At 68.4% G+C, this 23,614-nt stretch carries 25 protein-coding genes and 1 pseudogene; 15 read left to right on the forward strand and 11 right to left on the reverse strand.

Translation table 11 applies throughout. From position 1 onward, the window contains the following. The first annotated feature begins 148 nt into the window (after window positions 1-148). The 6 genes and pseudogenes from rimM to pnp all read left to right on the forward strand — a co-directional run bounded on the left by rimM (window position 149) and on the right by pnp (window position 5,658). Complete coding sequence (rimM, locus tag GSQ87_RS01475) at window positions 149-697, forward strand: ribosome maturation factor RimM (protein ID WP_158912806.1); 549 nt, start codon at window positions 149-151, stop codon at window positions 695-697. Between the two features lie 11 nt (window positions 698-708). After that, entirely contained in the window at window positions 709-1,227 is a 519-nt protein-coding gene (locus tag GSQ87_RS01480) for a DUF2939 domain-containing protein (protein ID WP_158912807.1), read from the forward strand. 120 nt (window positions 1,228-1,347) lie between these two features. Further along, a pseudogene (gene rbfA / locus GSQ87_RS01485) lies at window positions 1,348-1,773 on the forward strand (30S ribosome-binding factor RbfA); the annotation flags it as partial. 65 nt (window positions 1,774-1,838) lie between these two features. Then, window positions 1,839-2,801, forward strand: a complete 963-nt coding sequence (truB, locus tag GSQ87_RS01490; RefSeq protein ID WP_158912809.1) for a tRNA pseudouridine(55) synthase TruB — start codon at window positions 1,839-1,841, stop codon at window positions 2,799-2,801. 4 nt (window positions 2,802-2,805) lie between these two features. Then, the gene (rpsO, locus tag GSQ87_RS01495) at window positions 2,806-3,075 is read left to right on the forward strand and encodes a 30S ribosomal protein S15 (RefSeq protein WP_158912810.1); all 270 of its coding nucleotides are present in this window, start codon (window positions 2,806-2,808) and stop codon (window positions 3,073-3,075) included. 339 nt (window positions 3,076-3,414) lie between these two features. Continuing rightward, window positions 3,415-5,658 (forward strand): polyribonucleotide nucleotidyltransferase, encoded by a 2,244-nt coding sequence (pnp, locus tag GSQ87_RS01500; protein ID WP_158912811.1) that lies wholly within the window; start codon window positions 3,415-3,417, stop codon window positions 5,656-5,658. A 93-nt stretch (window positions 5,659-5,751) separates the two neighbouring features. Here the strand turns inward: pnp and GSQ87_RS01505 are convergent, their stop codons facing one another. From GSQ87_RS01505 to GSQ87_RS01515, 3 genes are all read right to left on the reverse strand, one after another. Beyond that, entirely contained in the window at window positions 5,752-6,246 is a 495-nt protein-coding gene (locus tag GSQ87_RS01505; protein WP_216838913.1) for a TlpA disulfide reductase family protein, read from the reverse strand. 130 nt (window positions 6,247-6,376) lie between these two features. Continuing rightward, window positions 6,377-6,841 carry an NUDIX domain-containing protein gene (locus tag GSQ87_RS01510; protein WP_371416626.1) on the reverse strand — a complete coding sequence of 155 codons (465 nt, stop codon included), beginning with the start codon at window positions 6,839-6,841 and terminating at the stop codon, window positions 6,377-6,379. Window position 6,842: 1 nt separating this feature from the next. Continuing rightward, complete coding sequence (locus tag GSQ87_RS01515; protein ID WP_158912813.1) at window positions 6,843-7,862, reverse strand: S1/P1 Nuclease; 1,020 nt, start codon at window positions 7,860-7,862, stop codon at window positions 6,843-6,845. Between the two features lie 123 nt (window positions 7,863-7,985). Here GSQ87_RS01515 and GSQ87_RS01520 point away from each other — a divergent pair, with 123 nt between their 5' ends. Both GSQ87_RS01520 and pyrC read left to right on the forward strand, forming a co-directional pair. After that, a complete protein-coding gene (locus GSQ87_RS01520) occupies window positions 7,986-8,978 on the forward strand; it encodes an aspartate carbamoyltransferase catalytic subunit (RefSeq protein WP_158912987.1) in 993 nt (330 codons plus the stop codon). Next, on the forward strand, window positions 8,975-10,270 hold the full coding sequence (gene pyrC / locus GSQ87_RS01525) for a dihydroorotase (protein ID WP_158912814.1): 1,296 nt from the start codon (window positions 8,975-8,977) through the stop codon (window positions 10,268-10,270). The genes GSQ87_RS01520 and pyrC overlap by 4 nt, the downstream gene beginning before the upstream one ends. A 139-nt stretch (window positions 10,271-10,409) precedes the next feature. On the opposite strand, the gene gmk is transcribed toward pyrC, so the two are convergent. From gmk to fabD, 6 genes are all read right to left on the reverse strand, one after another. Next, entirely contained in the window at window positions 10,410-11,030 is a 621-nt protein-coding gene (gmk, locus tag GSQ87_RS01530) for a guanylate kinase (protein WP_158912988.1), read from the reverse strand. 40 nt (window positions 11,031-11,070) lie between these two features. After that, a complete protein-coding gene (gene mltG, locus GSQ87_RS01535; protein ID WP_254062693.1) occupies window positions 11,071-12,135 on the reverse strand; it encodes an endolytic transglycosylase MltG in 1,065 nt (354 codons plus the stop codon). Beyond that, entirely contained in the window at window positions 12,132-13,415 is a 1,284-nt protein-coding gene (gene fabF, locus GSQ87_RS01540) for a beta-ketoacyl-ACP synthase II (RefSeq protein ID WP_158912815.1), read from the reverse strand. The genes mltG and fabF overlap by 4 nt, the downstream gene beginning before the upstream one ends. A gap of 106 nt (window positions 13,416-13,521) precedes the next feature. Beyond that, window positions 13,522-13,764: an acyl carrier protein gene (locus GSQ87_RS01545; protein ID WP_158912816.1), complete on the reverse strand. Its 243-nt coding sequence runs from the start codon at window positions 13,762-13,764 to the stop codon at window positions 13,522-13,524. A gap of 182 nt (window positions 13,765-13,946) precedes the next feature. Continuing rightward, window positions 13,947-14,687 (reverse strand): 3-oxoacyl-[acyl-carrier-protein] reductase, encoded by a 741-nt coding sequence (gene fabG / locus GSQ87_RS01550; protein ID WP_158912817.1) that lies wholly within the window; start codon window positions 14,685-14,687, stop codon window positions 13,947-13,949. Window positions 14,688-14,758: 71 nt separating this feature from the next. Beyond that, window positions 14,759-15,703 carry an ACP S-malonyltransferase gene (fabD, locus tag GSQ87_RS01555; protein ID WP_158912818.1) on the reverse strand — a complete coding sequence of 315 codons (945 nt, stop codon included), beginning with the start codon at window positions 15,701-15,703 and terminating at the stop codon, window positions 14,759-14,761. Window positions 15,704-15,920: 217 nt separating this feature from the next. Between fabD and GSQ87_RS01560 the strand changes: the two genes are divergently transcribed. Continuing rightward, window positions 15,921-16,760 carry a thymidylate synthase gene (locus GSQ87_RS01560; RefSeq protein ID WP_158912819.1) on the forward strand — a complete coding sequence of 280 codons (840 nt, stop codon included), beginning with the start codon at window positions 15,921-15,923 and terminating at the stop codon, window positions 16,758-16,760. Window positions 16,761-16,770: 10 nt separating this feature from the next. Then, complete coding sequence (locus GSQ87_RS01565) at window positions 16,771-17,295, forward strand: dihydrofolate reductase (RefSeq protein ID WP_158912820.1); 525 nt, start codon at window positions 16,771-16,773, stop codon at window positions 17,293-17,295. 141 nt (window positions 17,296-17,436) lie between these two features. Here GSQ87_RS01565 and GSQ87_RS01570 read toward each other — a convergent pair whose 3' ends face one another. Next, on the reverse strand, window positions 17,437-18,930 hold the full coding sequence (locus GSQ87_RS01570; protein ID WP_158912821.1) for a replicative DNA helicase: 1,494 nt from the start codon (window positions 18,928-18,930) through the stop codon (window positions 17,437-17,439). A gap of 292 nt (window positions 18,931-19,222) precedes the next feature. Between GSQ87_RS01570 and GSQ87_RS01575 the strand changes: the two genes are divergently transcribed. The 5 genes from GSQ87_RS01575 (at window position 19,223) to GSQ87_RS01595 (ending at window position 22,907) form a co-directional block, all read left to right on the forward strand. After that, entirely contained in the window at window positions 19,223-20,044 is an 822-nt protein-coding gene (locus tag GSQ87_RS01575) for a formate/nitrite transporter family protein (protein ID WP_158912822.1), read from the forward strand. A gap of 114 nt (window positions 20,045-20,158) precedes the next feature. Next, entirely contained in the window at window positions 20,159-21,412 is a 1,254-nt protein-coding gene (locus tag GSQ87_RS01580) for a cation:proton antiporter (RefSeq protein WP_158912823.1), read from the forward strand. 49 nt (window positions 21,413-21,461) lie between these two features. Next, on the forward strand, window positions 21,462-22,190 hold the full coding sequence (ccmC, locus tag GSQ87_RS01585) for a heme ABC transporter permease CcmC (RefSeq protein ID WP_158912824.1): 729 nt from the start codon (window positions 21,462-21,464) through the stop codon (window positions 22,188-22,190). A gap of 4 nt (window positions 22,191-22,194) precedes the next feature. Beyond that, the gene (gene ccmD / locus GSQ87_RS01590) at window positions 22,195-22,389 is read left to right on the forward strand and encodes a heme exporter protein CcmD (protein WP_158912825.1); all 195 of its coding nucleotides are present in this window, start codon (window positions 22,195-22,197) and stop codon (window positions 22,387-22,389) included. After that, window positions 22,386-22,907, forward strand: coding sequence for a redoxin family protein (locus GSQ87_RS01595; RefSeq protein WP_158912826.1), 522 nt, complete (start codon window positions 22,386-22,388; stop codon window positions 22,905-22,907). Before ccmD ends, GSQ87_RS01595 begins: the two co-directional genes overlap by 4 nt. Window positions 22,908-22,923: 16 nt before the next feature. On the opposite strand, the gene GSQ87_RS01600 is transcribed toward GSQ87_RS01595, so the two are convergent. Next, window positions 22,924-23,614 (reverse strand): DUF1134 domain-containing protein (locus GSQ87_RS01600; protein ID WP_371416627.1); only part of this gene is annotated, 691 nt, incomplete at its 5' end.

Below are 23,614 nucleotides of genomic sequence, written 5' to 3' on the forward strand. Positions count from 1 at the left end.
GGGGAGGGGCAGGGGTGGGGGTGCGCGCGCCGCGGCTCTACGGACGCGCGCATGAGACGGCGACGCCTCGCGCTCCCTTCGCCCAACCGGAGCGGGTTCACCCCCATCCCTACCCTTCCCCCATCGAGGGGGAAGGAAGCGTGTACCTATGACCGGCAAGCTGATCCTCGTAGGTCGGGTGTCGGGCGGTTTCGGCGTGCGCGGCGAGATCCGTATCGCCACCTACACCGAAGACCCCCTGTCGCTGCTGCGCTACCGCACCCTGTTGCGTGAGGATGGCAGCCCAGCGCTCACCCTGCAGACCGCCCGCGCCACCAAGGATGGCCTCGTCGGCCGCGCAGCCGAGGTGGACGTCAAGGAGGCCGCCGACGCGTTGCGGGGCCTGCGCCTCTACGTGCCGCGCGAGCTGTTGCCGGCGATCGAAGACGAGGACGAGTTCTACCAGACCGACCTGATCGGACTGGAGGCGATCACCCCCGAAGGCGTGTCGCTCGGACGCGTGAAGGCGGTGCACGACTACGGCGCCGGCGACATCCTGGAGCTCGATCCGGGCGGCGGGCGCACCAGCCAGTTCCTGCCGTTCACCCGCGCCACCGTACCCGAGATCGACCTCGCCAAGGGCCGCCTGACCGCCGTCCCGCCGACGACCGTGACCGCGGAGCCGGGCATGGACGCACAAACGCCTCAAGCGGAATAGAGACTGCCCCCATGCGCCTGCCCCGCCTCGTCTCCGCCGTCCTGGTCGCGCTCGCGCTCGCCGCCTGCGCCACCGTCCCGCGTTTCGAGGCGGCCGGCGACATCCACGCCTTCCTGGTGGCGATCCGCGACGGCGACCAGCACACCTTCGACGACCATGTGGACCGCAGCGCGCTGAAGGCCCAGATCAAGTCGCGCCTGATCGCCGGACAGGCTGGCTCGCACGGCGACAGCAGCTGGCAGGCGTTGGGCGCCCTGATCGCCGGACCGCTGGTGGACGTGGGGGTCGACGCCTTCGTACAGCCCGACACCTTCCGCGCCGTGGCGATCCGACTGGGCTACGCGCCCGACAAGCCCATTCCCAACCGCCTGCAGATCAGCGCCTTCCTGCGCGCCACCGGCGACGGGACGGTGTGCGTGGTGACCAAGAAGGACGGGGAGTGCAGCCTGGTGTTCAAGGACGAGGCCGGGACCTGGCGGCTGATCGGCTATGAAGGCGACCTCGGCAAGCTGCTGCACCGGCATGGCTGAGGCGAAACACCTTTCCCTTTCGGCGATCTTGCTCTAAGTCCGCCCGCTTCCCGGCCGCAGGTTCGCGGCCCACTTGCTCCCAGGCGCGTCCGAACCGCGCGGTGAGCCGGAGAGATATCCATGAAACAAGGCTCCAAGAGCCGGCGCGACGCCGGCCCGACCCAGCGTCAGTTGCGCGCGGGCGAACTGGTGCGCCACGCCCTGGCCGAGGTGCTGCGCCAGGAACAGATCAACGACGGCGCGCTGGAAGGCGTCTCGGTGACCATCACCGAGGTCCGCATGAGCCCGGACCTGCGCCACGCCATCTGCTTCGTCGAGTCGCTCGGCGGGGTGCACGTGCGCGCGGTGATCGAGGGGCTGAACCGCGCGGCCAAGTTCCTCCGCGGCAAGCTCGGCCGCCATATCGACCTGAAGTTCACCCCCGACCTGCGCTTCGTCCACGACGAGAGTTTCGCCGAGGCCGAGCGCATGGAGCGCCTGATCGCCGATGCACGCCGGCACGATCAGGTCCTGTTGGGGGAAACCCCGGCCGAGGAAGAGGATGAAGAGGCCCCCGCCGGCTCGGTGCGCGTCTTCCCCACCACACCCGCCAAGGACGGGGACCCGAGCTGATGGGCCGCCGCAAGAAGGGCGACGCCGTCAGCGGCTGGATCTGCCTGGACAAGCCGATCGACCTGGGCTCCACCGATGCGGTCGCGCGCATCCGCAGGCTGTTCAACGCCCAGAAAGCCGGCCACGCCGGCACGCTGGACCCGCTGGCCTCGGGGATCCTGCCCATAGCGCTGGGCGAGGCGACCAAGACCGTCCCCTTCCTGATGGAAGCCGGCAAGAGCTACCGCTTCACCATCCAGTGGGGCGCGGCCACCGCCAGCTTCGACCGTGAGGGCGAGATCATCGCCCGCTCCGACGTGCGCCCCACCGTCGACCAGGTGGAAGCCGCCCTGCCCGCCTTCGTCGGCGAGATCATGCAGGTCCCGCCGAACTTCTCCGCCATCAAGGTCGACGGCCAGCGCGCCTACGACCTCGCCCGCGAGGGGGTCGAGTTCGAGCTGGAGGCGCGTCCGATCACCGTCCATCGCCTGGCCGTGACCGAGGCGCCCGACGCCGACCACGTCACCTTGGAGATGGACTGCGGCAAGGGCTCCTATGTGCGCGCCATCGTGCGCGACCTGGCGATCGCGCTGGGGGCGTACGGGCATGTTTCCGCGCTGCGCCGCACCCGGGTGGGAGGGTTCAACGAGGAAAACGCGACCCCTCTGGAAAAACTCTTCGAAATGGAGCATATGAACGACCGCCTGGAGGCATTGCTTCCGGTCGAGACCGCGCTGGACGACATCCCGGCCCTGGCCTTGACCACCGAAGACGCCTTCCGGCTCAAGCAGGGACGTAGTGTCGTCCTCGTTCCCCGTCAGGTGGAGGAGCTTCGCCCACGTCTCGTCTCGCGCACCGTCGCGGGACACGACGCGGGTCGAACCGTTCTCGCCACCTTCGAGGGACGGGCGCACGCCCTCTGTGAAATGCGCGCGGGCCGGCTCAATCCGACCCGTATCTTCCACCTTGACCTGGAGTCATGAACCGATGTCGATCACGCCCGACCGCAAGGCCGAACTGATCCATACCCACGCCCGTACCGAAGGCGATACCGGCAGCGCCGAAGTGCAGGTCGCGATCCTGTCCGAACGGATCTCGAACCTGACCGAGCACTTCAAGACCCACAAGAAGGACAACCACAGCCGTCGCGGCCTGCTGAAGCTCGTGTCTCAGCGCCGTCGTCTGCTGGACCACCTGACGATCACCGACAACGGCCGCTACAAGGCCCTGATCGAAACCCTGGGCCTGCGCCGCTAAAATACCCATAAGAGCTGTCATCCCGGCCGCAGCGAAGCTGAGAGCCGGGCCCCAGGATGGCGATCGCCGCCTTTGGGTCCCGGACAGGCGCTTTCGCGCTTTCCGGGATGACGGCTATTTGAGATCCCGCCCTTCCACCGTCACAGACTTGCGGTGAAGAGCGGCTATTCGGGCTCTACGCCCGTGCTACGCGAGGGTCACAGCGATCCTCGAACCCTAGCCCCGCCCTCATGGGAGCGCGCGGGGTCGATTGGAGAGGAACAACCCGGACCCGCCATTGCGTCGCGCCCGTCCTGTCCGCCCCGCGAGGAATGGGCCTTGCGGAACCGAAAGAAGAACATGTTCGATATCAAACGTAAGAGCATCGAGTGGGGCGGCCGCAAGCTGACGCTCGAAACCGGCCGCATCGCCCGTCAAGCCGACGGCGCCGTGCTCGCCACCTACGGAGAGACCACCGTCCTGGCCACCGTCGTGGCCGCCAAGACCCCCAAGGCCGGGATCGACTTCTTCCCCCTGACCGTGAACTACCAGGAGAAGACCTTCGCCGCGGGCAAGATCCCCGGCGGCTTCTTCAAGCGCGAAGGCCGTCCGTCGGAAAAGGAGACCCTGGTCTCCCGCCTGATCGACCGTCCGATCCGCCCCCTGTTCGTCAAGGGCTTCAAGAACGAAGTCCAGGTCGTCGTCACCGTGCTCAGCCATGACCTTGAGAACGACCCCGACATCGTCGCCATGGTCGCCGCCTCCGCCGCCCTGACGCTGTCGGGCGCGCCCTTCATGGGCCCGATCGCCGGCTGCCGCGTCGGCTATATCGACGGCGAGTACGTGCTCAACCCCACGCTCGACCTGCTGACCTCCGCCAACAAGATGGACCTGATCGTCGCCGGCACCGCCGACGCGGTGATGATGGTCGAATCGGAAATCCAGGAACTGACGGAAGAAGTCGTCCTGGGCGGCGTCACCTTCGCCCACAAGGCCATCCAGCCGGTGATCGAAGCCATCATCGAACTGGCCGAACACGCGGCCAAGGAGCCGGTCGACTTCAAGCCGACCGACGACCAGCCGATGATCGAGGCGATCAACAAGCTGGCCGGCGCCGACATCCGCGCCGCCTTCTCGATCAAGGAAAAGGCCGGCCGTCAGGCGGGCGTCTCCGCCGCCAAGGCCAAGGTGTTCGAAGCCCTGGCCAAGTCGGAAGCCAATCCCGAAGGCTTCGATCCGATCAAGCTCGGCTCCGCCTTCAAGGAAGCCGAAGCCCACGTCCTGCGTCGCGACATCATCGAGAACGGCCACCGTGTCGACGGTCGTAATGTGACCACCGTGCGCCAGATCGAGTCCGAAGTGGGCGTCCTGCCCCGCGCCCACGGCTCGGCCCTGTTCACCCGCGGCGAGACCCAGGCCCTGGTCGTGGCCACGCTCGGCACCGGCGACGACGAGCAGTTCATCGACGCGCTGGAAGGCACCTACAAGGAGAAGTTCCTCCTCCACTACAACTTCCCTCCCTACAGCGTGGGCGAGACCGGCCGCATGGGTTCGCCCGGCCGCCGCGAGATCGGCCACGGCAAGCTGGCCTGGCGCGCCCTGCGCCCGATGCTGCCTTCGGCGGAAGAGTTCCCCTACACCCTGCGTCTGGTCAGCGAGATCACCGAGTCCAACGGCTCGTCCTCGATGGCCACGGTCTGCGGCGGTTCGCTGGCGCTGATGGATGCGGGCGTGCCGCTGAAGAAGCCGGTGTCGGGCGTGGCCATGGGCCTGATCCTGGAACCGTCGGGGGAGTTCGCGATCCTGACCGACATCCTGGGCGACGAGGACCATCTCGGCGACATGGACTTCAAGGTCGCCGGCACCGCCGACGGCATCACCTCGCTGCAGATGGACATCAAGATCCCCGGCATCACCGAGGAGATCATGAAGCAGGCGCTCACCCAGGCGCAGGCCGGTCGCCTGCACATCCTGGAAGAGATGAACAAGGCCCTGTCCGGGTCGCGTGACAGCCTCGGCGAGCACGCGCCCAAGATCGAGACCATCAAGATCCCCACCGACAAGATCCGCGAAGTGATCGGGACCGGCGGCAAGGTGATCCGCGAGATCGTGGAGAAGACCGGCGCCAAGATCGACATCCAGGACGACGGCACGATCAAGATCTCGGCCAGCGAGGGCTCGAAGATCGAGGCCGCGCGCGCCTGGATCCAGTCGATCACCGAAGAGCCCGAGATCGGCAAGATCTACGACGGCAAGGTGGTCAAGGTCGTCGACTTCGGCGCCTTCGTGAACTTCTTCGGCGCCAAGGACGGTCTGGTCCACATCAGCCAGATCAGCCAGGAAAAGGTCGGCAAGACCTCCGACGTGCTGACCGAAGGTCAGATCGTGAAGGTCAAGCTGGTCGGCTTCGACGATCGCGGCAAGACCAAGCTGTCGATGAAGGTCGTTGACCAGGAAACCGGCGAAGACCTGACCGAGAAGCTCGCCGCCGAGCGCGCCGCTCGCGGTGAACCGGAAGAGGAAGAGCGCGGCGAACGCAGCGATCGTGGAGACCGCGGCGATCGCGGGCCCCGCCGTCGTGATCGTGGCCCCCGCCGCGACTAGGCCGAGCTGAAGCCTGAATGACAGAACCCCGCCGGAGCGATCCGGCGGGGTTTTTCGTTTCCGGGAAACGGATGTGGCGTATGGGCGTGACCGCTAAGGGAGCGATCTGGCGGGCGCGGCTGACGGCGCTGGCGCTGTCTCGGCCAGCAGCGGCGAAACCACCGCATCGAAACTGTCCTCGTTGAAGGCGCCGGCCTTGGCGTAGCGGACGATGCCGGATCGATCGATGATGTAGTTGGTCGGCACCGCTCCCTCTATCGTCCCAAAGCCCCACGAGGACAGCTTTCGAGCAAAGGGAAACGGCACGGCGGCGGCCAGCGATTTGTAGACGCCATTGGGAACATAGTTCTCTGTCGAGACCTCGACGATCACCAGATCGGGATTATTATGCGTCTTGGCGTATTTCCAGAAGCTGAGAAGCTCGGCTCGACAAGGCCCACACCAGGTCGCCCAATAATTTAGAACTACGACCTTTCCATGAAGGTCGACGGATGTGATCTGCTTGTTATCGTAGGTGTTCAGCGTAAAGTTTGGGGCGGGTTTTCCTACCCCGGTTGCAAAAGCTGCTCCGCCGATCAACGCGGACAACAGTCCGATCGCCACAATCTGGCGTATAGATGCCCTGTACATTCAGCCTTCCCCCGCCGTGCAATCTTGGCGTGCACGAGGGGGGAGTGTCAACGCGTGACCGTCAAGCTCCGGTTCACCGGCTTGGAGTCTACCCCCGCGCCCGCAGCCAAGCCACCACCGCCCAGGCGTGACTCTCGTGGCGCAGGCGGGTGATCGCCTCCAGCGGGTCGAGCCAGACCAGTTCGTGGTCGGCCTCGATCTTCAGGCCGGCGTCCTCGCCGGTGATCTCGGCCTCGAACAGGGTGGAGATGTTGTTGGCGGGCTGGCCGTCGCTCTTGACCATGTACTGGTTGGCGCGACCCAGCAGCCGCCCGACCTGGACGACCAGCGCCGTCTCCTCGCCGAACTCGCGCACCACAGCCGCCTCGGAGGTCTCGCCAGGATCGATCCCGCCTCCGGGCAGATCGAAATACGACCGCTCGCCCTTGCGCGTCACCTTCACCGCCGCAACCTTGCCGTCGCGCTCGGCCACCCCGAACGCCGCCGGACGGTCAGGATAGCGCTGGCCGGGAACCTGGACGCCGAACTGCAGCGGCCCCTGCGAAACCAACACCTCAGTCCTCCCCGACCAGCGCGCCGATCGGCACCGGCTTGCCGGCCTCGGCGTCGCGCACGGAGAACTTCGGATAACCCACCGAGCTGTCCTCGCTCGCCCGCCAGGCGTCGACCACTAGGTCGCGCAGCTCGCTGGCCCCGGCCGCCACCCGTTCGGTGGTGAAGGCGACGGCCTTCGGGTCTGCATTCTGGAACACGCCCGTGCCCCAGAGCTGGTAGAGCGGCTCCACCGTCGCGCCGGTCGTGGCCAGGTACTGCGCCGTGCAGGTCGCGATCGGCGTGCAGGCGCTGAACGGCTTCATCCCCGCCTCCACCGCCGCCAGCGTCACGTGGTCATGCACGAAGGCCCCTTCGAAGGGCGCATGGATCTTATCGGTGGTGTAGCCGTGCGGGTTGGAGGACCTGCCCCAGCCGTTGAAATGGATGCTGACGTGCATGGGCTGGCTGCCGTCGCCCACGAAGTGCGCCCAGTAGCCGAGGTCGCGCAGCAACAGCACTTCGCGCAGCGTCAGGTCCCGCAGAATCCAGGCGCGGTCCTGGGGATCGGACGTGGTCTTCAACGCCGCCGTCTCGATGCGCCAATAGGCGAAGTCGGTGACGAGTTGCTCGTAGCCCTCCTGGATCGTGTAGGGCAGGTAGCCCGACTTGAACCCGTCCGTGCCCACCGCCTGCAACGCCGCCTCGTAACCCTCGCGCGTGGCGGGCAGGCTGGCCAGCAGCGGGCCGCCGTTGATCTTGCCCTCGTCGTCCAGGTCCACGAAATGGCCGGGGTCGAGGTCGGCGTCGTGAGGCGCGCCCGAACCTTTGGAGCGATCCGGCTCGCGGGCCAGTTCGCCGATCTCCTGCACCGCGGCAGGAGTGCGCAGGAAGGCCGGAAGCTCGCTCGGAAACGCCGCCGTCGCCGCTTCGCCGATCAGCCGATGGCCCGTGGCTCCCCACGCCCAGGCGCTGGACACGGCCAGCGGGGATGCCGCCAGCAGGGCGGCGAGGACTGCGGCGCGGGCGGTTGATGTCGGCATGAAAGGCCTCGTCGGTTGCGAGGCCCAGTCGATAGGCGAGCGCACCGTCCGAGGCAACGGCGGCCGGCAGGGCGATGGACGTGCTTGAGCGGGGACGCGAACCCCTCTATAGCCTCGCGCCGCATGGACAACGCCCGGGACGACGCCGGCGACGTCGAGGCCGCGATCAAGGCCAAGGTGTTCGCCTTTCCCCACCCCCATTTCCTGGGCGTGGATCGCCTGGATCGGCCCACCGTCGACGCCCTGCTGGACCTTGGCGACACCTTCGTCGCCCTGAACCGGCGGCTGGAGAAGAAGCTGAGCCTGCTGCGCGGGCGCACCCTGGTGAATCTGTTCTTCGAAAGTTCGACCCGCACCCAGTCCTCGTTCGAACTGGCGGCCAAGCGACTGGGCGCCGACACGGTCAACATGTCGCCCAAGACCTCCTCGATCACCAAGGGCGAAACCCTGATCGATACGGCGGTGACGCTCAACGCGATGAAGCCGGACCTGCTGGTGGTGCGCCACTCGGCCTCCGGCGCGGCGGCGCTGCTGTCGCAGAAGGTCAGCTGCAGCGTGGTCAACGCCGGCGACGGCTGGCACGAGCATCCCACCCAGGCCCTGCTCGACGCCCTGGCCATCCGCCGCGCCTTCGGCCAGGTCGGCGGGCTGACGGTGGCGATCTGCGGCGACGTGCTGCATAGCCGGGTGGCGCGCTCCAACGTCGGCCTGTTGCAGCTGCTGGGCGCGCGGGTGCGGCTGGTCGGGCCACCGACCCTGATGCCCGCCTCGGCCGACCAGTGGGGCGTCGAGGTGTTCCACGACATGCGCCGAGGCATCGCCGGGGCCGACGTGGTGATGATGCTGCGCCTGCAGCTCGAGCGGATGGACGGGGCCATGGTGCCCTCGACCCGCGAATACTTCCGCTATTTCGGCTTGGATCGCGAGAAGTTGGCCTCGGCCGCGCCCAATGTACGGGTCATGCACCCCGGCCCGATGAACCGGGGCGTGGAGATCGATTCCGAAATCGCCGACGACGTCTCGATCAGCCTGATCCAGGATCAGGTGGAGATGGGGGTGGCCGCGCGCATGGCGGTGCTGGCCTCGCTCGCCGCGCGCCTGAGCAACGACCGATGAGCGCCACCCGCCCCACCGCCTACGTCAACGCCCGCCTGCTGGACCCGGAGAGCGGTTACGACGGCCCCGGCGCCCTGGTGGTGACCGAAGGCGTAATCGCCGGGGTCGAGCACAGGGCGAAGATCGAAAACCCCTCGGCCGACCTGCTAATCCATGACTGCGGGGGCGCCCTGCTGATCCCGGGCCTGGTCGACCTGCGGGTCAAGACCGGCGAGCCGGGCTCCGAGCCCAAGGAGACGCTGAAGTCCGCCAGCCTCGCCGCCGCGGCGGGCGGGGTGACGACGGTGGTGGTGCAACCCGACACCGACCCGGTGGTGGACGAACCGGCGGTGGTGGACTTCATCCTGCGCCGCGCGCGCGACATCGAGCTGGTCCACGTCCTGGCCGCCGGCGCCGCCACGCGCGGGCTGGAAGGCAAGCGCATGGCCGAGCTGGGGCTGATGGCCGAGGCCGGCGCGGTCTATTTCACCGACGCCGACCGTCCCATAGTCGACTCCAAGGTGTTCCGCCGGGTGCTGAGCTACGCCCGCGCCTTTGGCCGTCCCGTATCCCACCGCCCAATCGAACCGCACCTGTCCTCCGGCGCCGTCGCCACCGAGGGCGAGCTGGCCGGCCGGCTGGGCCTGCCCTCGGTCCCGGCGGTGGCCGAACGGATCATGCTGGAGCGCGACCTGGCCCTGGCCGAGCTGACGGCTGCGGACCTGATCGTCGACCAGATCACCACCGCCGGCGCGCTCGACAGCCTGCGGCGTGCGCTGGGACGCGGTGTGAGGGCGACCGCTACGACCTCGATCAACCACCTCTGCTTTAACGAGATGGACATCGGCGACTACCGCACCTTCTGCCGGCTCGATCCGCCGCTACGCGCGGAGGCCGACCGCCAGGCTCTGATCGCGGCCCTGGCGGACGGCGAGGTCAAGATCGTCACCTCCGCCCACACGCCCGCGCCCGCCGAGGATAAGCGCCTGCCCTTCGCGGAAGCCGCGCCCGGCGCCGTTGGGTTGGAAACCTTGCTGGCCGCACTGCTCGGCCTGCACCACGAGGACGGGCTGGCGCTCATGACCCTGATCCGCGCGGTGACCCTGGCGCCGGCAGAACTGCTCGGTCTGGCGTGCGGCCGGCTCAGGCCCGGCGCGCCGGCCGACCTGACGCTGTGCGACATCGACGCCCCGCGCGTCATCGACGCCGACAAGCTGCGCTCCAAGTCCAAGAACTCGCCGTTCGACGGGCGGCGGGTGCAGGGCCAGGTGCTGTTGACGGTGGTCGACGGGCGGGTGGTGTTCGGCGGCTGACGCGGTCTGCGTCCTTCGAGACGCCCCTGTTGGGGCTCCTCAGGATGACGTAGGCTTTTGCAGTCCGCCAAGTTTCGTCATGCTGAGGAGCGCGTAGCGCGTCTCGAAGCACGCACTCCGTCCGAGCTGCCAATCAGCGCTAAGCCGGCTCTTCCGTCCCCTGCCCCAGCAGATCCTCCACGAACGGACCCAGCCAGGCGTTGCGCACGCGACGGCTCCGTTCGGCGTGGTAGATGTGCGCCAGCTCGGCATAGGCGTGGTCGAAGTCGTCGTTGACGATGACGTAGTCGTACTGGCCCCATTTGGCGATCTCTTCGGCCGCGCGCGACAGCCGGCGCTCGATCACCGCGGCGCTGTCCTGGGCGCGCGCCTCCAGGCGACGGCGCAGGTGGTACATCGACGGCGGCAGGATGAAGACGCGCACGACGTCGTCCGGCGACTGGGCGGCGACGCTGGCCGCGCCCTGCCAGTCGATGTCGAACAGCACGTCGTGGCCACGCTCCAGCGCCGCCATCACCGGGGCGCGGGGCGTGCCGTAGCAGTTGTCGTGGACCTCGGCCCATTCCAGGAAGGCGTCCTCCGCAATCATGGCGTCGAAGCGCGGGCGGTCGACGAAGACATACTCCCGCCCTTCCTGCTCCCCAGGCCGAGGCCCACGGGTGGTGCAGGAGATCGACAGGTCGAGGTCGGCATGATCGGCCACCAGCCGGCGCGACAGCGAGGTCTTGCCCGCGCCCGAGGGGCTGGACACCACCAGCATCAGGCCGCGACGGGGTTTGGCGCCGGCGTGGATCAAGCAGTCACCTGTGTTCGAGCGGAGGAGCGGCCGGGGCGCCGGCGAGCGTGACGGTCTGAGCCTGGCGTTTCTCGATCGCCCGCCAGCGCGCCACGTTCTTCTCGTGCTCGGCCTCGGTGTCGGCGAACGCGTGGCCGCCCGATCCGTCGGCCACGAAGAACAGCGCCTTGATGTCGGGCGGGTCCATCACCGCCGCCAGAGAGGCGCGGCCCGGATTGGCGATCGGTCCCGGCGGCAGGCCGATGTTGAGATAGGTGTTGTAGGGGCTGGCCGTGTGCAGCTCCGACACCCGCAGGCCGTGACCGAGCGGGGCGCCGGCGCTGACGGCGTAGATCACCGTGGGGTCGGCCTCCAGCCGCATGCCTTGGCGCAGCCGATTGATGTAGACGGCCGCCACCTTGGGCCGCTCGGCGTCGAGCGCGGTTTCCTTCTCGACGATGGAGGCCATGGTCACCGCCTGGTTGACGTCGGCGAACGGCAGGCCGCTGCGACGCTTGCCCCAGAGCGCGGCCACCAGGCGATCACGGGCGTCGGTCATGCGCTGGAGCACCGCCGAGCGCTGTTCGCCACGGACCACCTCGTAGGTCTCCGGCAGGATCGCGCCCTCCGGCGGCGGGGCGACGGTCCCGACCAGCACGTCGGTGCGCATCAGCACGTCCACCGCCTGGCTGGAGGTCAGGCCCTCGGGGATGGTGACGCGATGGTGCACCACATCGCCCCGGCGGATGCGGCGGATGACCTGGGCCAGCGAGTCGCGCGAAGGGAAGGCGTATTCGCCCGCCCGCAATCCCTTGGCGGCGCGCGTGACCTGGACGGCGGCGAGGAACAGGGGCGCGGAATTGACCACCCCGGCCTGCTGGAGATCCGCCGCGATCTCGGACACGCCGGCGCCCTTGCGCAGGATGACCGTGGTGACCTCGCCGTTACGCGCCTTGGGACCGGCGCCCTTGTAGATCCACAGGCTGAGGGCGCCGAACGCCAGCACCGCCACGATGAGGACGACGAGCGCGCCGGCCGTACCGGCGATCAGGCCGCCCCCGCCTCTGACGGAGCCGGTAAAGCGGCTCACTGGACCTTGGCGAGGACGAGCGAGGCGTTGGTGCCGCCGAAGCCGAAGCTGTTGGATAGGGCCACGTCGATCTTCATCGGCTTGGCCTTATGCGGGACCAGGTCCAGCTTGGACTCCACCGACGGATTGTCGAGGTTGATGGTCGGGGGCGCGATTTGGTCGCGGATGGCCAGGGCGGTGAACGCCGCCTCGACCGCGCCGGCCGCGCCCAGCAGGTGTCCGATAGCCGACTTGGTCGAGGACATGCTGATGCCAGAGGCCGCGTCGCCCAGCAGCCGCTCCACCGCGCCCAGCTCGATCTCGTCGCCGAGCGGCGTGGAGGTGCCGTGGGCGTTGATGTAGTCGATGTCCTTGGCCTCGACGCCGGCGTCCTTCAACGACGCCTTCATGGCGCGGAAGCCGCCGTCGCCGTCCGAAGCCGGGGCGGTGATGTGATAGGCGTCGCCGGACAGGCCGTAGCCCAGCACCTCGGCGTAGATGTTGGCGCCCCGCGCCTTGGCGTGCTCGTACTCTTCCAGCACCAGGGCGCCGGCGCCCTCGCCCATGACGAAGCCGTCGCGGTCCTTGTCGTAGGGGCGCGAGCCCTTCTCGGGCGTGTCGTTGAAATCGGTGGAAAGCGCGCGGCAGGCGATGAAGCCGGCGATGCCCAGCTTGCAGACTGCAGCCTCGGCCCCGCCCGCCACCATCACGTCGGCGTCGCCGTACTTGATCATCCGCATGGCGTCGCCGATCGCATGCGCCCCGGTGGCGCAGGCCGTGACTACGGCGTGGTTCGGGCCCTTGAAGCCGTGGCGGATGGAGATGTGGCCGGACGCCAGGTTGATCAGGGCCGAGGGGATGAAGAAGGGGCTGACCCGGCGTGGGCCCTTGGCCTCGAGTTCCAAAGTGGTCTCGGCGATGGTGTTCAGGCCGCCGATGCCGGAGCCGAAGATCACGCCGCTACGCTCGCGGTCTTCGTCGGTCTGGGGCGCCCAGCCGGAATCCTTCACCGCCTCGTCGCCGGCGGCGATGGCGTAGAGGATGAAGTCGTCGATGCGCCGGCGATCCTTGGCCGACAGCACCTGGTCGGGGTCGAACGAGCCCTCGACATCGGGACCGCCGCCGCCACGCCCGTCCACCCGCGGGACCTCGCAGGCGATCTGGCAGGCGTAGTCGGTGGGATCGAACGCAGTGATGCGGTTCGCCCCCGACTTGCCGGCCAGAATGGCGCGCCAAGTGATCTCGCGCCCCCAACCGAGGGGGGTGACGAGACCGATGCCGGTGATGACGACGCGACGCATATTCTTCCGCCTGAATTAAGAGCCCGCGCCCGCAACCCGACGCCCAAGGCCGCCAGGAAGCTTCAGAAGCAGGGCGGCGAAGGGCGCGGGCGCAATACGGCGCGGATTACTGACCCAGGCGCTCCTGGATGAACTTCACTGCGTCGCCGACGGTCTGGATGTGTTCGGCGGCGTCGTCCGGGATTTCGATGTCGAATTCTTCTTCGAAAGCCATGACGAGTTCAACGTTATCCAGGCTATCGGCGCCCAGGTCGTCGATGAAGCTGGCCTTCTCGGTCACCTTCTCCGGATCGGCGTCCAGGTGTTCAATGACAATCTTGCGGACGCGTTCGAGGACGTCGGAGGACATGCGATCAAGCCCCTCTCTCTAATAAGGCTAAGGCGTGGGCCCGGAATGGTCCGCAGTGCAGATGATTCCAAGCTTTGTAAAGTCGAAAGCCGGTCCCCGGTATCTCCGAGTCCGGCTGTCCGGCGAGCCGTAGCACACTCCTTTTTGGGAGACTAGCGGTTCGCCGGTTGTGCGGAAGTCCTTTAGATCATGGCCATTCCGCCGTTGATGTGAAGTGTCTGCCCCGTAACGTAGGCCGCTTCCGCACTGGCCAGATAGACGCAGGCCGCCGCGATCTCCTCGCCTTCGCCCAACCGCGCCGCCGGGATGCGGTCCAGGATGGTCTTGCGCTGGGTTTCGTTCAGCGCGTCGGTCATCGGGCTGGCGATGAAACCGGGGGCGATGCAATTCACCGTGATCCCGCGCCCGCCGACCTCCTGGGCCAACGCCTTTGAGAAACCGATCATGCCGGCCTTGGACGCGGCGTAGTTGGCCTGGCCCGGGTTGCCTGTGACGCCCACGACGGAGGTGATCCCGACGATCCGGCCGTAACGACGCCGCATCATGCCCTTCATCGCTGCGCGGGTGAGGCGGAAATAGGCCTCCAGGTTCACCTGCTGCACCACCGACCACTCCTCGTCCTTCATCCGGACCAGGAGGTTGTCACGGGTCAGCCCGGCGTTGGAGACCAGGATGTCGAGCGGAGCGCCCGCGACGGCCTCCGCCTGGCCCACCAGGCCGTCCACGGCCGCGGGATCGGACAGGCTGGCGGCGACCGCGAAGGTCCGCGCGCCGAGGGTCAAGGCCAAGTCCTGTAGGGCGGCTTCGCGGGTGCCGGACAGCACGACGGTCGCGCCCTGGGCATGCAGGGCCTTGGCGATGGCGCCGCCGATGCCGCCGCTGGCGCCGGTGACCAGCGCGGTCTTGCCGCTGAGATCGAACATGGAATCCTCCCGCCGCTTCGTCGGCGCGTCGCTGATGGCCGAACCCTTGGGGGTTCAATGGCTCGTGGGGGTCAGAGGCTTTCGGAGAAAGCTTCCAGGTCTTGGGGGGTGCTGAGCGCCACCGCCTCGGCGTCGGGGCCGATGCGCTTGACCATGCCGGTCAGCACCTTGCCGGCGCCGAGCTCGACGAAGCGGGTGACGTCGCCTTCGGTGGACATCCACTCGATGCTTTCACGCCAGCGCACCCGACCGGTGACCTGCTCGACCAGCAGGCGGCGGATTTCGGCGGGATCGCTGGTCGGGCGGGCGGTGACGTTGGCCACAAGGGGCGTCGCCGGGATCATGATCTGGACGCCGGCCAGGGCCTCGGCCATGGCGTCGGCGGCCGGCTGCATCAGCGGGCAGTGGAACGGCGCGGACACGTTCAGCGGGATCGCCCGCGCGCCCATGGCCTTGGCGGCGGCGATCGCGGCCTCCACCCCGGCCTTATCGCCGGAGATGACCACGTTGCCGAGGTTGTTGTCGTTGGCGACCACGCAGACGCCGACCTTGGCGCCTTCCGCGGCGGCGGCCTCGGCCAGGGCCACGTCGACCTTGGGCCCGATCAGCGAGGCCATGGCGCCCAGGCCGACCGGCACAGCGCGCTGCATGGCCTGGCCGCGCAGCTTCAGCAGACGCGCGGCGTCGCCCAGGCCGATCGCTCGCGCCGCCGCCAAGGCCGAGTATTCGCCCAGCGAGTGACCGGCCACGAAGGCCACGCCGTCCACACCGATATTGAATTCTTCCTCAAGTGTGCGCGCCACCGCAATGCTGACCGCCATCAGCGCGGGTTGGGCGTTCTCGGTCAGGGTCAGCTGGTCTTCCGGCCCCTCGCGCATCAGGCGCGACAGGTGTTGGCCGAGCGCGTCGTCGACCGCTTCGAACACCTCGCGGGCGCAGGTGAAGGTGTCGGACAGGGAGGCGCCCATGCCCACGGCCTGGCTGCCCTGGCCGGGAAATTGGAAAGCGAGGCTCACGCGGGGTCCGCTGGAAGCTGATGACGAAGGGGCGCGGTGTAAGAGTAAGTGGCCCCCGCGGCAAGTTCACATCGCTGCGCCCTATTGCACCGGACAAATTTCCCAACAGATATAGGGATCACGACCGCGTGTTCCTGTGCGGAAATCATCGCTTCACCCGTAGACGCCGCCCAAAATCACGCCTCGTCCTGATCCGAATCGTAGGACCCTTGTCCCGATGAACGCTTTCGCGCGCCACGTTCCCGCCCAGGAGGCCGCCTCTCCCGAGCAGCCGTACCTCGACCTGCTGGCCGACATCCTGGCCAACGGCGTGCGCCGCGACGACCGCACGGGCACCGGCACGCTGGGCGTGTTCGGCCGGCAGATGCGCTTCGACCTGGCGCGGGGCTTTCCCCTGCTGACCACCAAGAAGCTGCACTTCAAGTCGGTGGCGGTGGAGCTGCTGTGGTTCCTGCGCGGCGACACCAATGTGCGCTGGCTGCAGGATCGCGGCGTCAGCATCTGGAACGAGTGGGCCGACGCCGAGGGCGAACTCGGCCCGGTCTATGGCAAGCAATGGCGCTCGTGGGCCGCGCCGGACGGCCGCTCCATCGACCAGATCGCCAAGCTGATTCACGGGCTGAAGACCAATCCCAACAGCCGCCGCCACGTGGTCTCCGCCTGGAACCCGGCGGATGTGGACGACATGGCGCTGCCGCCCTGCCATTGCCTGTTCCAGTTCTTCGTGGCGGAGGGAAAGCTGTCCTGCCAGCTCTACCAGCGCTCGGCCGACGTGTTCCTGGGCGTGCCGTTCAACATCGCCAGCTATGCGCTGCTGACCCACATGGTCGCGCAGGCGGTGGGGCTGGAGGTCGGCGACTTCGTCCACACGCTGGGCGACGCGCATCTGTATCTGAACCATGTCGAGCAGGCCGAACTGCAGCTGACCCGCACGCCCTATCCGTTCCCCACCCTGACGCTGGCGCCCAAGGACGACCTGTTCGCCTTCGACTACGAGGACATCACGCTGGCGGGCTACGAAGCCCATCCGCATATCAAGGCGAAGGTGGCCGTTTGAGCCGATCCATATGAGCCAACCCATCCTCTGCCTCGTCGCCGCGCGCGCGCGCAACGGGGTGATCGGCAGGGACGGCGTCCTGCCCTGGCGGTTGAAGTCGGACATGGCGCACTTCAAGGCCGTCACTCTCGGCAAGCCGGTGATCATGGGCCGCAAGACCTGGGACAGCCTACCCAAACGGCCGTTGCCCGGCCGCGCCAACTTCGTGCTCTCGCGCGACGGGACCTTCGAGCCCTGGGGGGCTGTGGTCTGCGAACGGCTGGAGGATGCGGTGTCGATGGCGCGCGAACAGGCCGAGGACGACGGGGTGGGCGAGGTCTGCGTGATCGGCGGGACCAGCCTGTATGCCCTGGCCCTGCCCAAGGCCAAGCGGCTCTACCTGACCGAGGTGCAGACCGAGGCGGAGGGCGACGCGGTGTTTCCGAGCTTCGACGAGGGGTCGTGGGCGGAGGTGTCGCGGGAAACGCACGACGCAGGGGACGGCGACGAGCACCCCTTCGTGTTCAGGGTGTTGGAGCGCGCGTCGCTGGGATAATTGCGTGCGTGCGGCCTAGGGTGTGCTGCGTGCTTCGAGACGCGCTACGCGCTCCCCAGGATGACGAATATTTTTGAAATTCAATATGTTTCGTCATCCTGAGGAGCCCCGAAGGGGCGTCTCGAAGGACGCAGCACGTCCCTACCGCGGCTCGTAGCGCCCTTCGCGCGCCAGGTTGCCGAAGCGCACCGTGTCGTCATTGAAGCTGAGCTTCACCGTGCCGATGGGACCGTGGCGCTGTTTGCCGATGATGACCTCGGCGACGTGGCGGATCTGGTCCATCTCCTCCTGCCAGGCGAGGTGTTCGGGCGAGCCCTCGCGCGGCTCGGCCCGGCCCTTGTAGTAGGCCTCGCGGTAGACGAACATCACCGCGTCCGCGTCCTGCTCGATCGAGCCCGATTCACGCAGGTCGGAGAGCTGGGGCCGCTTGTCGTCGCGGCTCTCCACCTGGCGGGACAGCTGGGACAGGGCGATCACCGGCAGGCCCAGCTCCTTGGCCAGCGACTTCAGCCCCATGGTGATCTGACTGACCTCCTGCACCCGGTTCTGGACCGCGCCCACGCCGCCGTCGCCGCCGGTGGTAAGCAGCTGGAGATAGTCGACCACGATCAGGTCCAGCCCGACCGACCGCTTCAGCCGTCGGGCGCGGGCGGTGAGCTTGGAGATCGACAGGCCGCCGGTGGCGTCGATGTAGAAGGGGCTCTCCTGGATCTCCAGGGCGGCGTCGCGCACGCGGGCGAACTCGCCCTGGTCGATCTCGCCCTTGCGCAGGCGGTCGGACGACACCCCCGACACGTCAGCCAGCATGCGCATGGCCAGCTGCTCGGCCGACATTTCCAGCGAGAAGAAGGCCACCACCCCGCCGTTCTTGGTCTTGCGCGAGCCGTCGGGCTGAGGCTCCCAGGCGTAGTTGCGGGCCACGTGGAAGGCGATGTTGGTGGCCAGCGCGGTCTTGCCCATCGAGGGACGGCCGGCGAGGATCAGCAGGTCGGAAGGGTGCAGGCCGCCGAGCTTCTGGTCGAGGTCGATCAGTCCGGTGGATACCCCCGCCAGGCCGCCGTCGCGGCTGAAGGCCTCGGCCGTCATCTCCACCGCGCCCTGCAAGGCGTTGGCGAAGGTCTGGAAGCCGGTGGACGACGACCCGCTCTCGGCCAGGCTGTAGAGCTGTTGCTCGGCCCGCTCGATCTGCTCGCGCGCCTCGGTCTCCGCGTCGTTGACCGCGTTGACGGCCATCTCGCCGCTGATGCGCAGGACTTCGCGGCGCAGCGCCAGGTCGTAGATCACCCGCGCATAGTCCGGCGCATTGGCGGCCGGCGGCGCCCGGTCCACCAGATCGGCCAGGTAGCGCAGGCCGCCGAGGTCGTCGAACGCGGGATCGCGGCGGAACCGCTCCATCAGCACGATCGGCTCGGCGAGCTGGCCCTTACGGATATAATCCTCCATCGCCTCGAACAGGCGGGAATGGAAGGGCTCGTAGAAGTGGCGCGCCTGCAGCCGGTCGGTCAGCCGCTCGTAGGCGGCGTTGTCGAACAGGATCGACCCCAGCAGGGCCTGTTCGGCCTCCAGATTATGGGGAGCCGTGGCGATCGGCTCGTCGGTCGGGGTGGGCGGTAGGGTGAAGGTGGCGACGTTCATGTCCCCCCATCTTACGCTTGCGCGCGACAGATCGGGTCGGATCGACGTCGCAGGCGACGGGTTTTCCCCTGGAAATTGCGAGGCTGTGGATAGTCCCGCAACCGGTGATCACGCCGCGCCGACTGCGGGCATGAACCGTCCCTCCGGGCCGCGATACGCCGGGCGCGACGTGCGCGAAATCGGCCGGATGCGGCCGTCCATTCCGCAAAACTATTACACTTATTCGAGCGAACATAATTAGAGTGCGTCAGAGTCTCTGGATAGGGAGACCGCTGGAAACGCGAGGGGGCTTATGAACTACACACAGACCTGCGATAATTTTGCGCAATTCGCAAAGCGCAAGGCGGAGGCCATGAAGCGGGCCCCGCTCAGCCTGCTCGCCGGCTGCATGCTGGCGGGCGCCTATATCGGCATCGCCCTTATCCTGGCGCTTACCTGCTCGGCCGGCCTGCCCGCCGGCGTTCGGCCGCTGGTCACCGGCTCGGTGTTCGGCATCGGCCTGCTGCTGGTGCTGTTCGCCGGCGCCGACATGTACACGGGCTATGTGATGTATGTGGTCTTCGGCGTGGCCCGGCGCACCATCAGCCTGATCGACGCCATCCTGCTGCTGGTGTTCGTGTGGGTCGGCAACCTGATCGGAGGGGCCCTCTTCGCGTGGCTCTACACCGCCTCGGGAGGAGGCGTGGTGTTCTCCACCCCGAACTTCCTGCACGACTACGTGATGCACAAGGAGGTGGTCGGCTGGGTCCCGCTGCTCGCCAAGGCCACACTGTGCAACTGGCTGGTCTGCCTGGCGATCTGGACCCCGGCGCGGCTCCAGAGCGAGTCCGCCAAGATCCTGGCGCTGGCATGGTGCCTGCTGGCCTTCGTGGCCTGCGGGTTCGAGCACTCGGTGGCGAATATGACCGCGGTGCTGGTCGGCCTGATGGCCCCCGTTGGCGTCGGCTTCGGCACGCCCGCCCTGGCCGCCTACAACCTGGCCATCGTCACGCTCGGCAACTTCATAGGCGGTGGCGTACTGGTGGCCGGCGCCTACCTGCTCTACGCGGGAGCCGACCAGGACAGCGCGCCTCAGAAACCCGTCGAGCGGACCCACCCCGCCCACGCCGCCTGATCTTCTCCATATCGATATCCTGTTCCGCCCGGCGCGCCTCGCGCGCCGGGCGTTTTATCGTCTAAGGTCCGGCTTCGAGGCGCCCCCGGCGTCGTTAGCGTTCGAGGCGATGGCATGTCTTCCTTCGATCTCGCCGCCATCTTCCTGGTCCTGGTGGCCTTGATCGGCTGGTTGAACGCCAGGGTGCTGCACCTGCCCACGGGTGTGGCCATGCTGCTCGTCGGGCTGACGGGCGCGTTGCTGGCCCAGGCCGGCGAACACGCGCCCTTTGCAGCCCACCTGTTCGGCTACCTCGGCAAGTTGGTCGGGCGGGTGGACTTCTCCCAGACCGTGGTCGGCTACATGCTGGCCTTCCTGCTGTTCGCCGGCGCGATGCAGGTCGACCTCGCCCAGCTGCGCCGCCAGCGGCTGGCGGTGCTCAGCCTGGCCACGCTCGGCGTCGCCGCCTCCACCCTGATCGTCGGGTTCGGCGTCTATGGCGTGGCGAGGCTGTTGGGGCTGGGGCTCAGCCTGCCGTGGGCCCTGGTGTTCGGCGCCCTGATCAGCCCCACCGACCCCGTCGCGGTCCTGGCCGCCCTGCATCGCGGCGGCCTGTCCGCCTCCATGCAGGCGGTGCTCCAAGGCGAGGCGCTGTTCAACGACGGCGTGGCCATCGTCGTCTTCCTGGCCATGGTGGAGTTCGCCATGGGCGGCGCGGCGCCCCACCCCCTCATCATCCTGCGCACGGTGGCGGTGGAGGCCCTCGGCGGGCTGGGATTCGGCCTGGCGGCCGGCTGGGTGGTGCTGCAGGCCACCCGCACCATCGACGACTACGCCGCGGAGGTCTCGCTGACCCTGGCCCTGGCCATAGGGAGCTACGCCGGAGCCCACGCCCTGCACGTCAGCGGCCCGATCGCGGCGGTGGCGGCGGGACTGATCGTGGGCGATCGCGGCGTCGCCAACTTCATGAGCGATGTCACCCGGCGCTATGTGGTCGGGTTCTGGACCCTGGTGGACGAGATCCTCAACGCCCTGCTGTTCCTGCTGCTGGGGCTGGAGATGATCGTGCTGCCCTTCGACCTGCGCCATGCCGGCCTGTGGGCGGCGGCGATCCCGCTGCTGCTGCTGGCCCGCCTGGCGGTCGTGCTGCCCTGGGGCGCCTTCTTCCACTTCCGCCGGGCCGAGCGCGGCGCCGGCCTGATCCTGACCTGGGGCGGCCTGCGCGGCGCGCTTTCCCTGGCGCTGGCGCTCCAGGCCCCCGCCGCCCCGCAGCGCGAACTGATCCTGTCGCTGACCTATGCGGTGGTGGTGTTCTCGGTGGTGGTGCAGGGGCTGAGCTTCCCGATGCTGATCGCGAAGCTGAACCGAGCGCCGCGCGGAGCCGCATGACGTCCCACCCCGCTTGCCGGACGCCAGCGCTGCGCCTATTGGCCGGAGCATGATCCCCGGAACCAAGTTCCTGGCCAATCCGGCCCGCTTCATGGCGGTGTCGCGCTGGCTCGCCCCCGTGCTGGGGGCGCTGGCCGCCGTCCTGCTGGCGGTCGGGCTGTGGCTGGGCATGGCCGTCCCGGACGACTATCAGCAGGGCGCGACCGTGCGGATCATGTTCGTCCACCTGCCCGCCGCCTTCATGAGCATGATCGTCTACGCCCTGCTCGCGATCGCCAGCTTCCTGGGGCTGGTGTTCCGCCACGCCCTGGCCGACGCCGCCGCCAAGTCCGCCGCCCCGCTGGGCGCCGCCTTCACCGCGCTGGCCCTGATCACCGGCTCGCTGTGGGGCCGGCCGATGTGGGGGACGTGGTGGGTGTGGGATGCGCGGTTGACCTCGGAGCTGGTGCTGCTGCTGATCTATCTCGGCTACATGGCCCTGCATGCGGCGCTGGACGACGAGACCAAGGCGGCGCGGGCGGCCGCGATCCTGGCCCTGGTGGGGCTGGCCAACCTACCGGTGATCCACTTCTCGGTGACGTGGTGGAATTCCCTGCACCAGGGCGAGTCGATCTTCGTGAAGGGCGGTCCGAAGCTGTCGGCCGTCTACCTGTGGCCGCTGGGGATCATGTTCCTGGCCTATCTCGCCCTGTTCGGCTCGCTCTGGCTGGTGCGCATCCGCGGCGAGGTCTGGCGCAAGCGGGCCGGCGCGCGCGCGATGGCGCGGGCGATGGCCTGACCGCATGAGCCATATCCCGCTCCCCAACCTGGAGGTCGGCCGCTACGCCGCCTTCGTCTGGCCCGCCTACGCCCTGTCGGCCCTGGCGCTGCTGTGGATGCTGGCCGACAGCCTGCTGCGCGCCCGCCGCTGGCGGCGTGAGGCCGAGGCCGGACCCCAGGCCGCCCCCGTCGCCTCGACCGATCCGACGGCGCAATGAAGCGCTGGATCGCGCTGACGCCGCTCGCGGTGCTGGGGACGCTGGGGGTGCTGTTCGCCACCTTCGGCCTGCACCACGATCCGCACTTCACCCCCGACGCCCTGGTCGGCCAGCCGGCGCCGGCCCCCACCCTGCCCGCGCTGGATACGACCCAGCCCACAGCCCTGGCCACGGCGCGCGCGGGCCAGCCGGTGGTGATCGACTTCTTCGCCTCCTGGTGCATCCCCTGTCTGCAGGACGCGCCGGCGCTGATGGCCATGAAGCAGGAGGGCGTGCGCGTGATCGGGATCGCCTACAAGGACGACCCCGCCGCCAGCCGCGACTTCCTGGCGGCGCACGGGGATCCGTTCGCCTCAGTGCTGGTGGACCGGGACGGCCGCACCGGCGTGGATTTCGGCGTCACCGGCGTGCCGGAAGCCTTCGTGGTCTCGGCCGACGGCAAGGTGCTGGCCAAGCATTCCGGCCCGATGACCCCGCCCGACGTCGAGGCGCTGCTGGAAAAGGTCCAGGGGCGCTAGACGCGCCCCACCTTCCCTAGAACGGGATGATGTGGCTGCGCCGCGAATAGGACAGGTAGCCGACATTGGCCCCGCCGCGCAGGCCGACCCCGGTGCGCATGGGGGCCAGGACGATGTCGTTGGCCCGCTGGTAGTTCACCCCGATGCCGGCCACCACGTAGATGGTGCCCTCCACGCCCGGGAAGCGCTGGAAGATCGCATCCGGGTACTGGAGATTGTAGCAGAGGGTGAACACCCGCGAGGCGTTGCCGCCGAAGTCGAAGCCGGCCGACGGCCCCTGCCAGTGCACCCGCTCGGGCTGGCGATGCTTCATGTACAGCAGGCCCTTGCCATAGCGCAGGCCGACGATGAAGGCGGCCGAGGCCTCTTCGCCGGCGATGTAGCCGGTGGGCCGGCCATTGTCGCGGAACACGTGCTCCACCGCGTTGGCCACCGTCTCGCTGGCCACGCCGAAGAAGTTGGAGACGTTGTGGACGATCTCGTTCTGGTCGTAGGTCTCCGCCTGCCCCTGCGGCCCGCCGTAGTTCGGATCGTAGCGGCGGTCGTCGGGGTGGTTGTCCGCGCCCGGGGGCGGACCATAGGCCCCGCCCTGCGACGGTCCGTGGGGGCCCTGCGGCGGTTGGCCCTGGTCGTAGGGGCGGTTGGTGTCGGCGGGCCCCTCGGGCTGCGCCCCGGCGCGCGAAGCGTAGGCGGCCAGCGCCGCGCCG

Origin of the sequence: Caulobacter sp. S45 (assembly GCF_009765965.1) — a bacterium.
Classification (GTDB): Bacteria; Pseudomonadota; Alphaproteobacteria; order Caulobacterales; family Caulobacteraceae; genus CAHJWH01.

Excerpts from the sequence above, each read along its gene's own strand:
- ccmD (WP_158912825.1), top strand. The coding sequence starts at position 22,195 with ATGAGCCATATCCCGCTCCCCAACCTGGAGGTCGGCCGCTACGCCGCC.
- rimM (WP_158912806.1), top strand. The coding sequence starts at position 149 with ATGACCGGCAAGCTGATCCTCGTAGGTCGGGTGTCGGGCGGTTTCGGC.
- GSQ87_RS01595 (WP_158912826.1), top strand. The coding sequence starts at position 22,386 with ATGAAGCGCTGGATCGCGCTGACGCCGCTCGCGGTGCTGGGGACGCTG.
- GSQ87_RS01570 (WP_158912821.1), bottom strand. The coding sequence starts at position 18,930 with ATGAACGTCGCCACCTTCACCCTACCGCCCACCCCGACCGACGAGCCG.
- GSQ87_RS01520 (WP_158912987.1), top strand. The coding sequence starts at position 7,986 with ATGGACAACGCCCGGGACGACGCCGGCGACGTCGAGGCCGCGATCAAG.
- fabG (WP_158912817.1), bottom strand. The coding sequence starts at position 14,687 with ATGTTCGATCTCAGCGGCAAGACCGCGCTGGTCACCGGCGCCAGCGGC.
- gmk (WP_158912988.1), bottom strand. The coding sequence starts at position 11,030 with ATGCTGGTGGTGTCCAGCCCCTCGGGCGCGGGCAAGACCTCGCTGTCG.
- rpsO (WP_158912810.1), top strand. The coding sequence starts at position 2,806 with ATGTCGATCACGCCCGACCGCAAGGCCGAACTGATCCATACCCACGCC.
- GSQ87_RS01575 (WP_158912822.1), top strand. The coding sequence starts at position 19,223 with ATGAACTACACACAGACCTGCGATAATTTTGCGCAATTCGCAAAGCGC.
- GSQ87_RS01560 (WP_158912819.1), top strand. The coding sequence starts at position 15,921 with ATGAACGCTTTCGCGCGCCACGTTCCCGCCCAGGAGGCCGCCTCTCCC.
- GSQ87_RS01545 (WP_158912816.1), bottom strand. The coding sequence starts at position 13,764 with ATGTCCTCCGACGTCCTCGAACGCGTCCGCAAGATTGTCATTGAACAC.
- pyrC (WP_158912814.1), top strand. The coding sequence starts at position 8,975 with ATGAGCGCCACCCGCCCCACCGCCTACGTCAACGCCCGCCTGCTGGAC.
- ccmC (WP_158912824.1), top strand. The coding sequence starts at position 21,462 with ATGATCCCCGGAACCAAGTTCCTGGCCAATCCGGCCCGCTTCATGGCG.
- GSQ87_RS01515 (WP_158912813.1), bottom strand. The coding sequence starts at position 7,862 with ATGCCGACATCAACCGCCCGCGCCGCAGTCCTCGCCGCCCTGCTGGCG.
- pnp (WP_158912811.1), top strand. The coding sequence starts at position 3,415 with ATGTTCGATATCAAACGTAAGAGCATCGAGTGGGGCGGCCGCAAGCTG.
- GSQ87_RS01565 (WP_158912820.1), top strand. The coding sequence starts at position 16,771 with ATGAGCCAACCCATCCTCTGCCTCGTCGCCGCGCGCGCGCGCAACGGG.
- truB (WP_158912809.1), top strand. The coding sequence starts at position 1,839 with ATGGGCCGCCGCAAGAAGGGCGACGCCGTCAGCGGCTGGATCTGCCTG.
- fabF (WP_158912815.1), bottom strand. The coding sequence starts at position 13,415 with ATGCGTCGCGTCGTCATCACCGGCATCGGTCTCGTCACCCCCCTCGGT.
- GSQ87_RS01480 (WP_158912807.1), top strand. The coding sequence starts at position 709 with ATGCGCCTGCCCCGCCTCGTCTCCGCCGTCCTGGTCGCGCTCGCGCTC.
- GSQ87_RS01580 (WP_158912823.1), top strand. The coding sequence starts at position 20,159 with ATGTCTTCCTTCGATCTCGCCGCCATCTTCCTGGTCCTGGTGGCCTTG.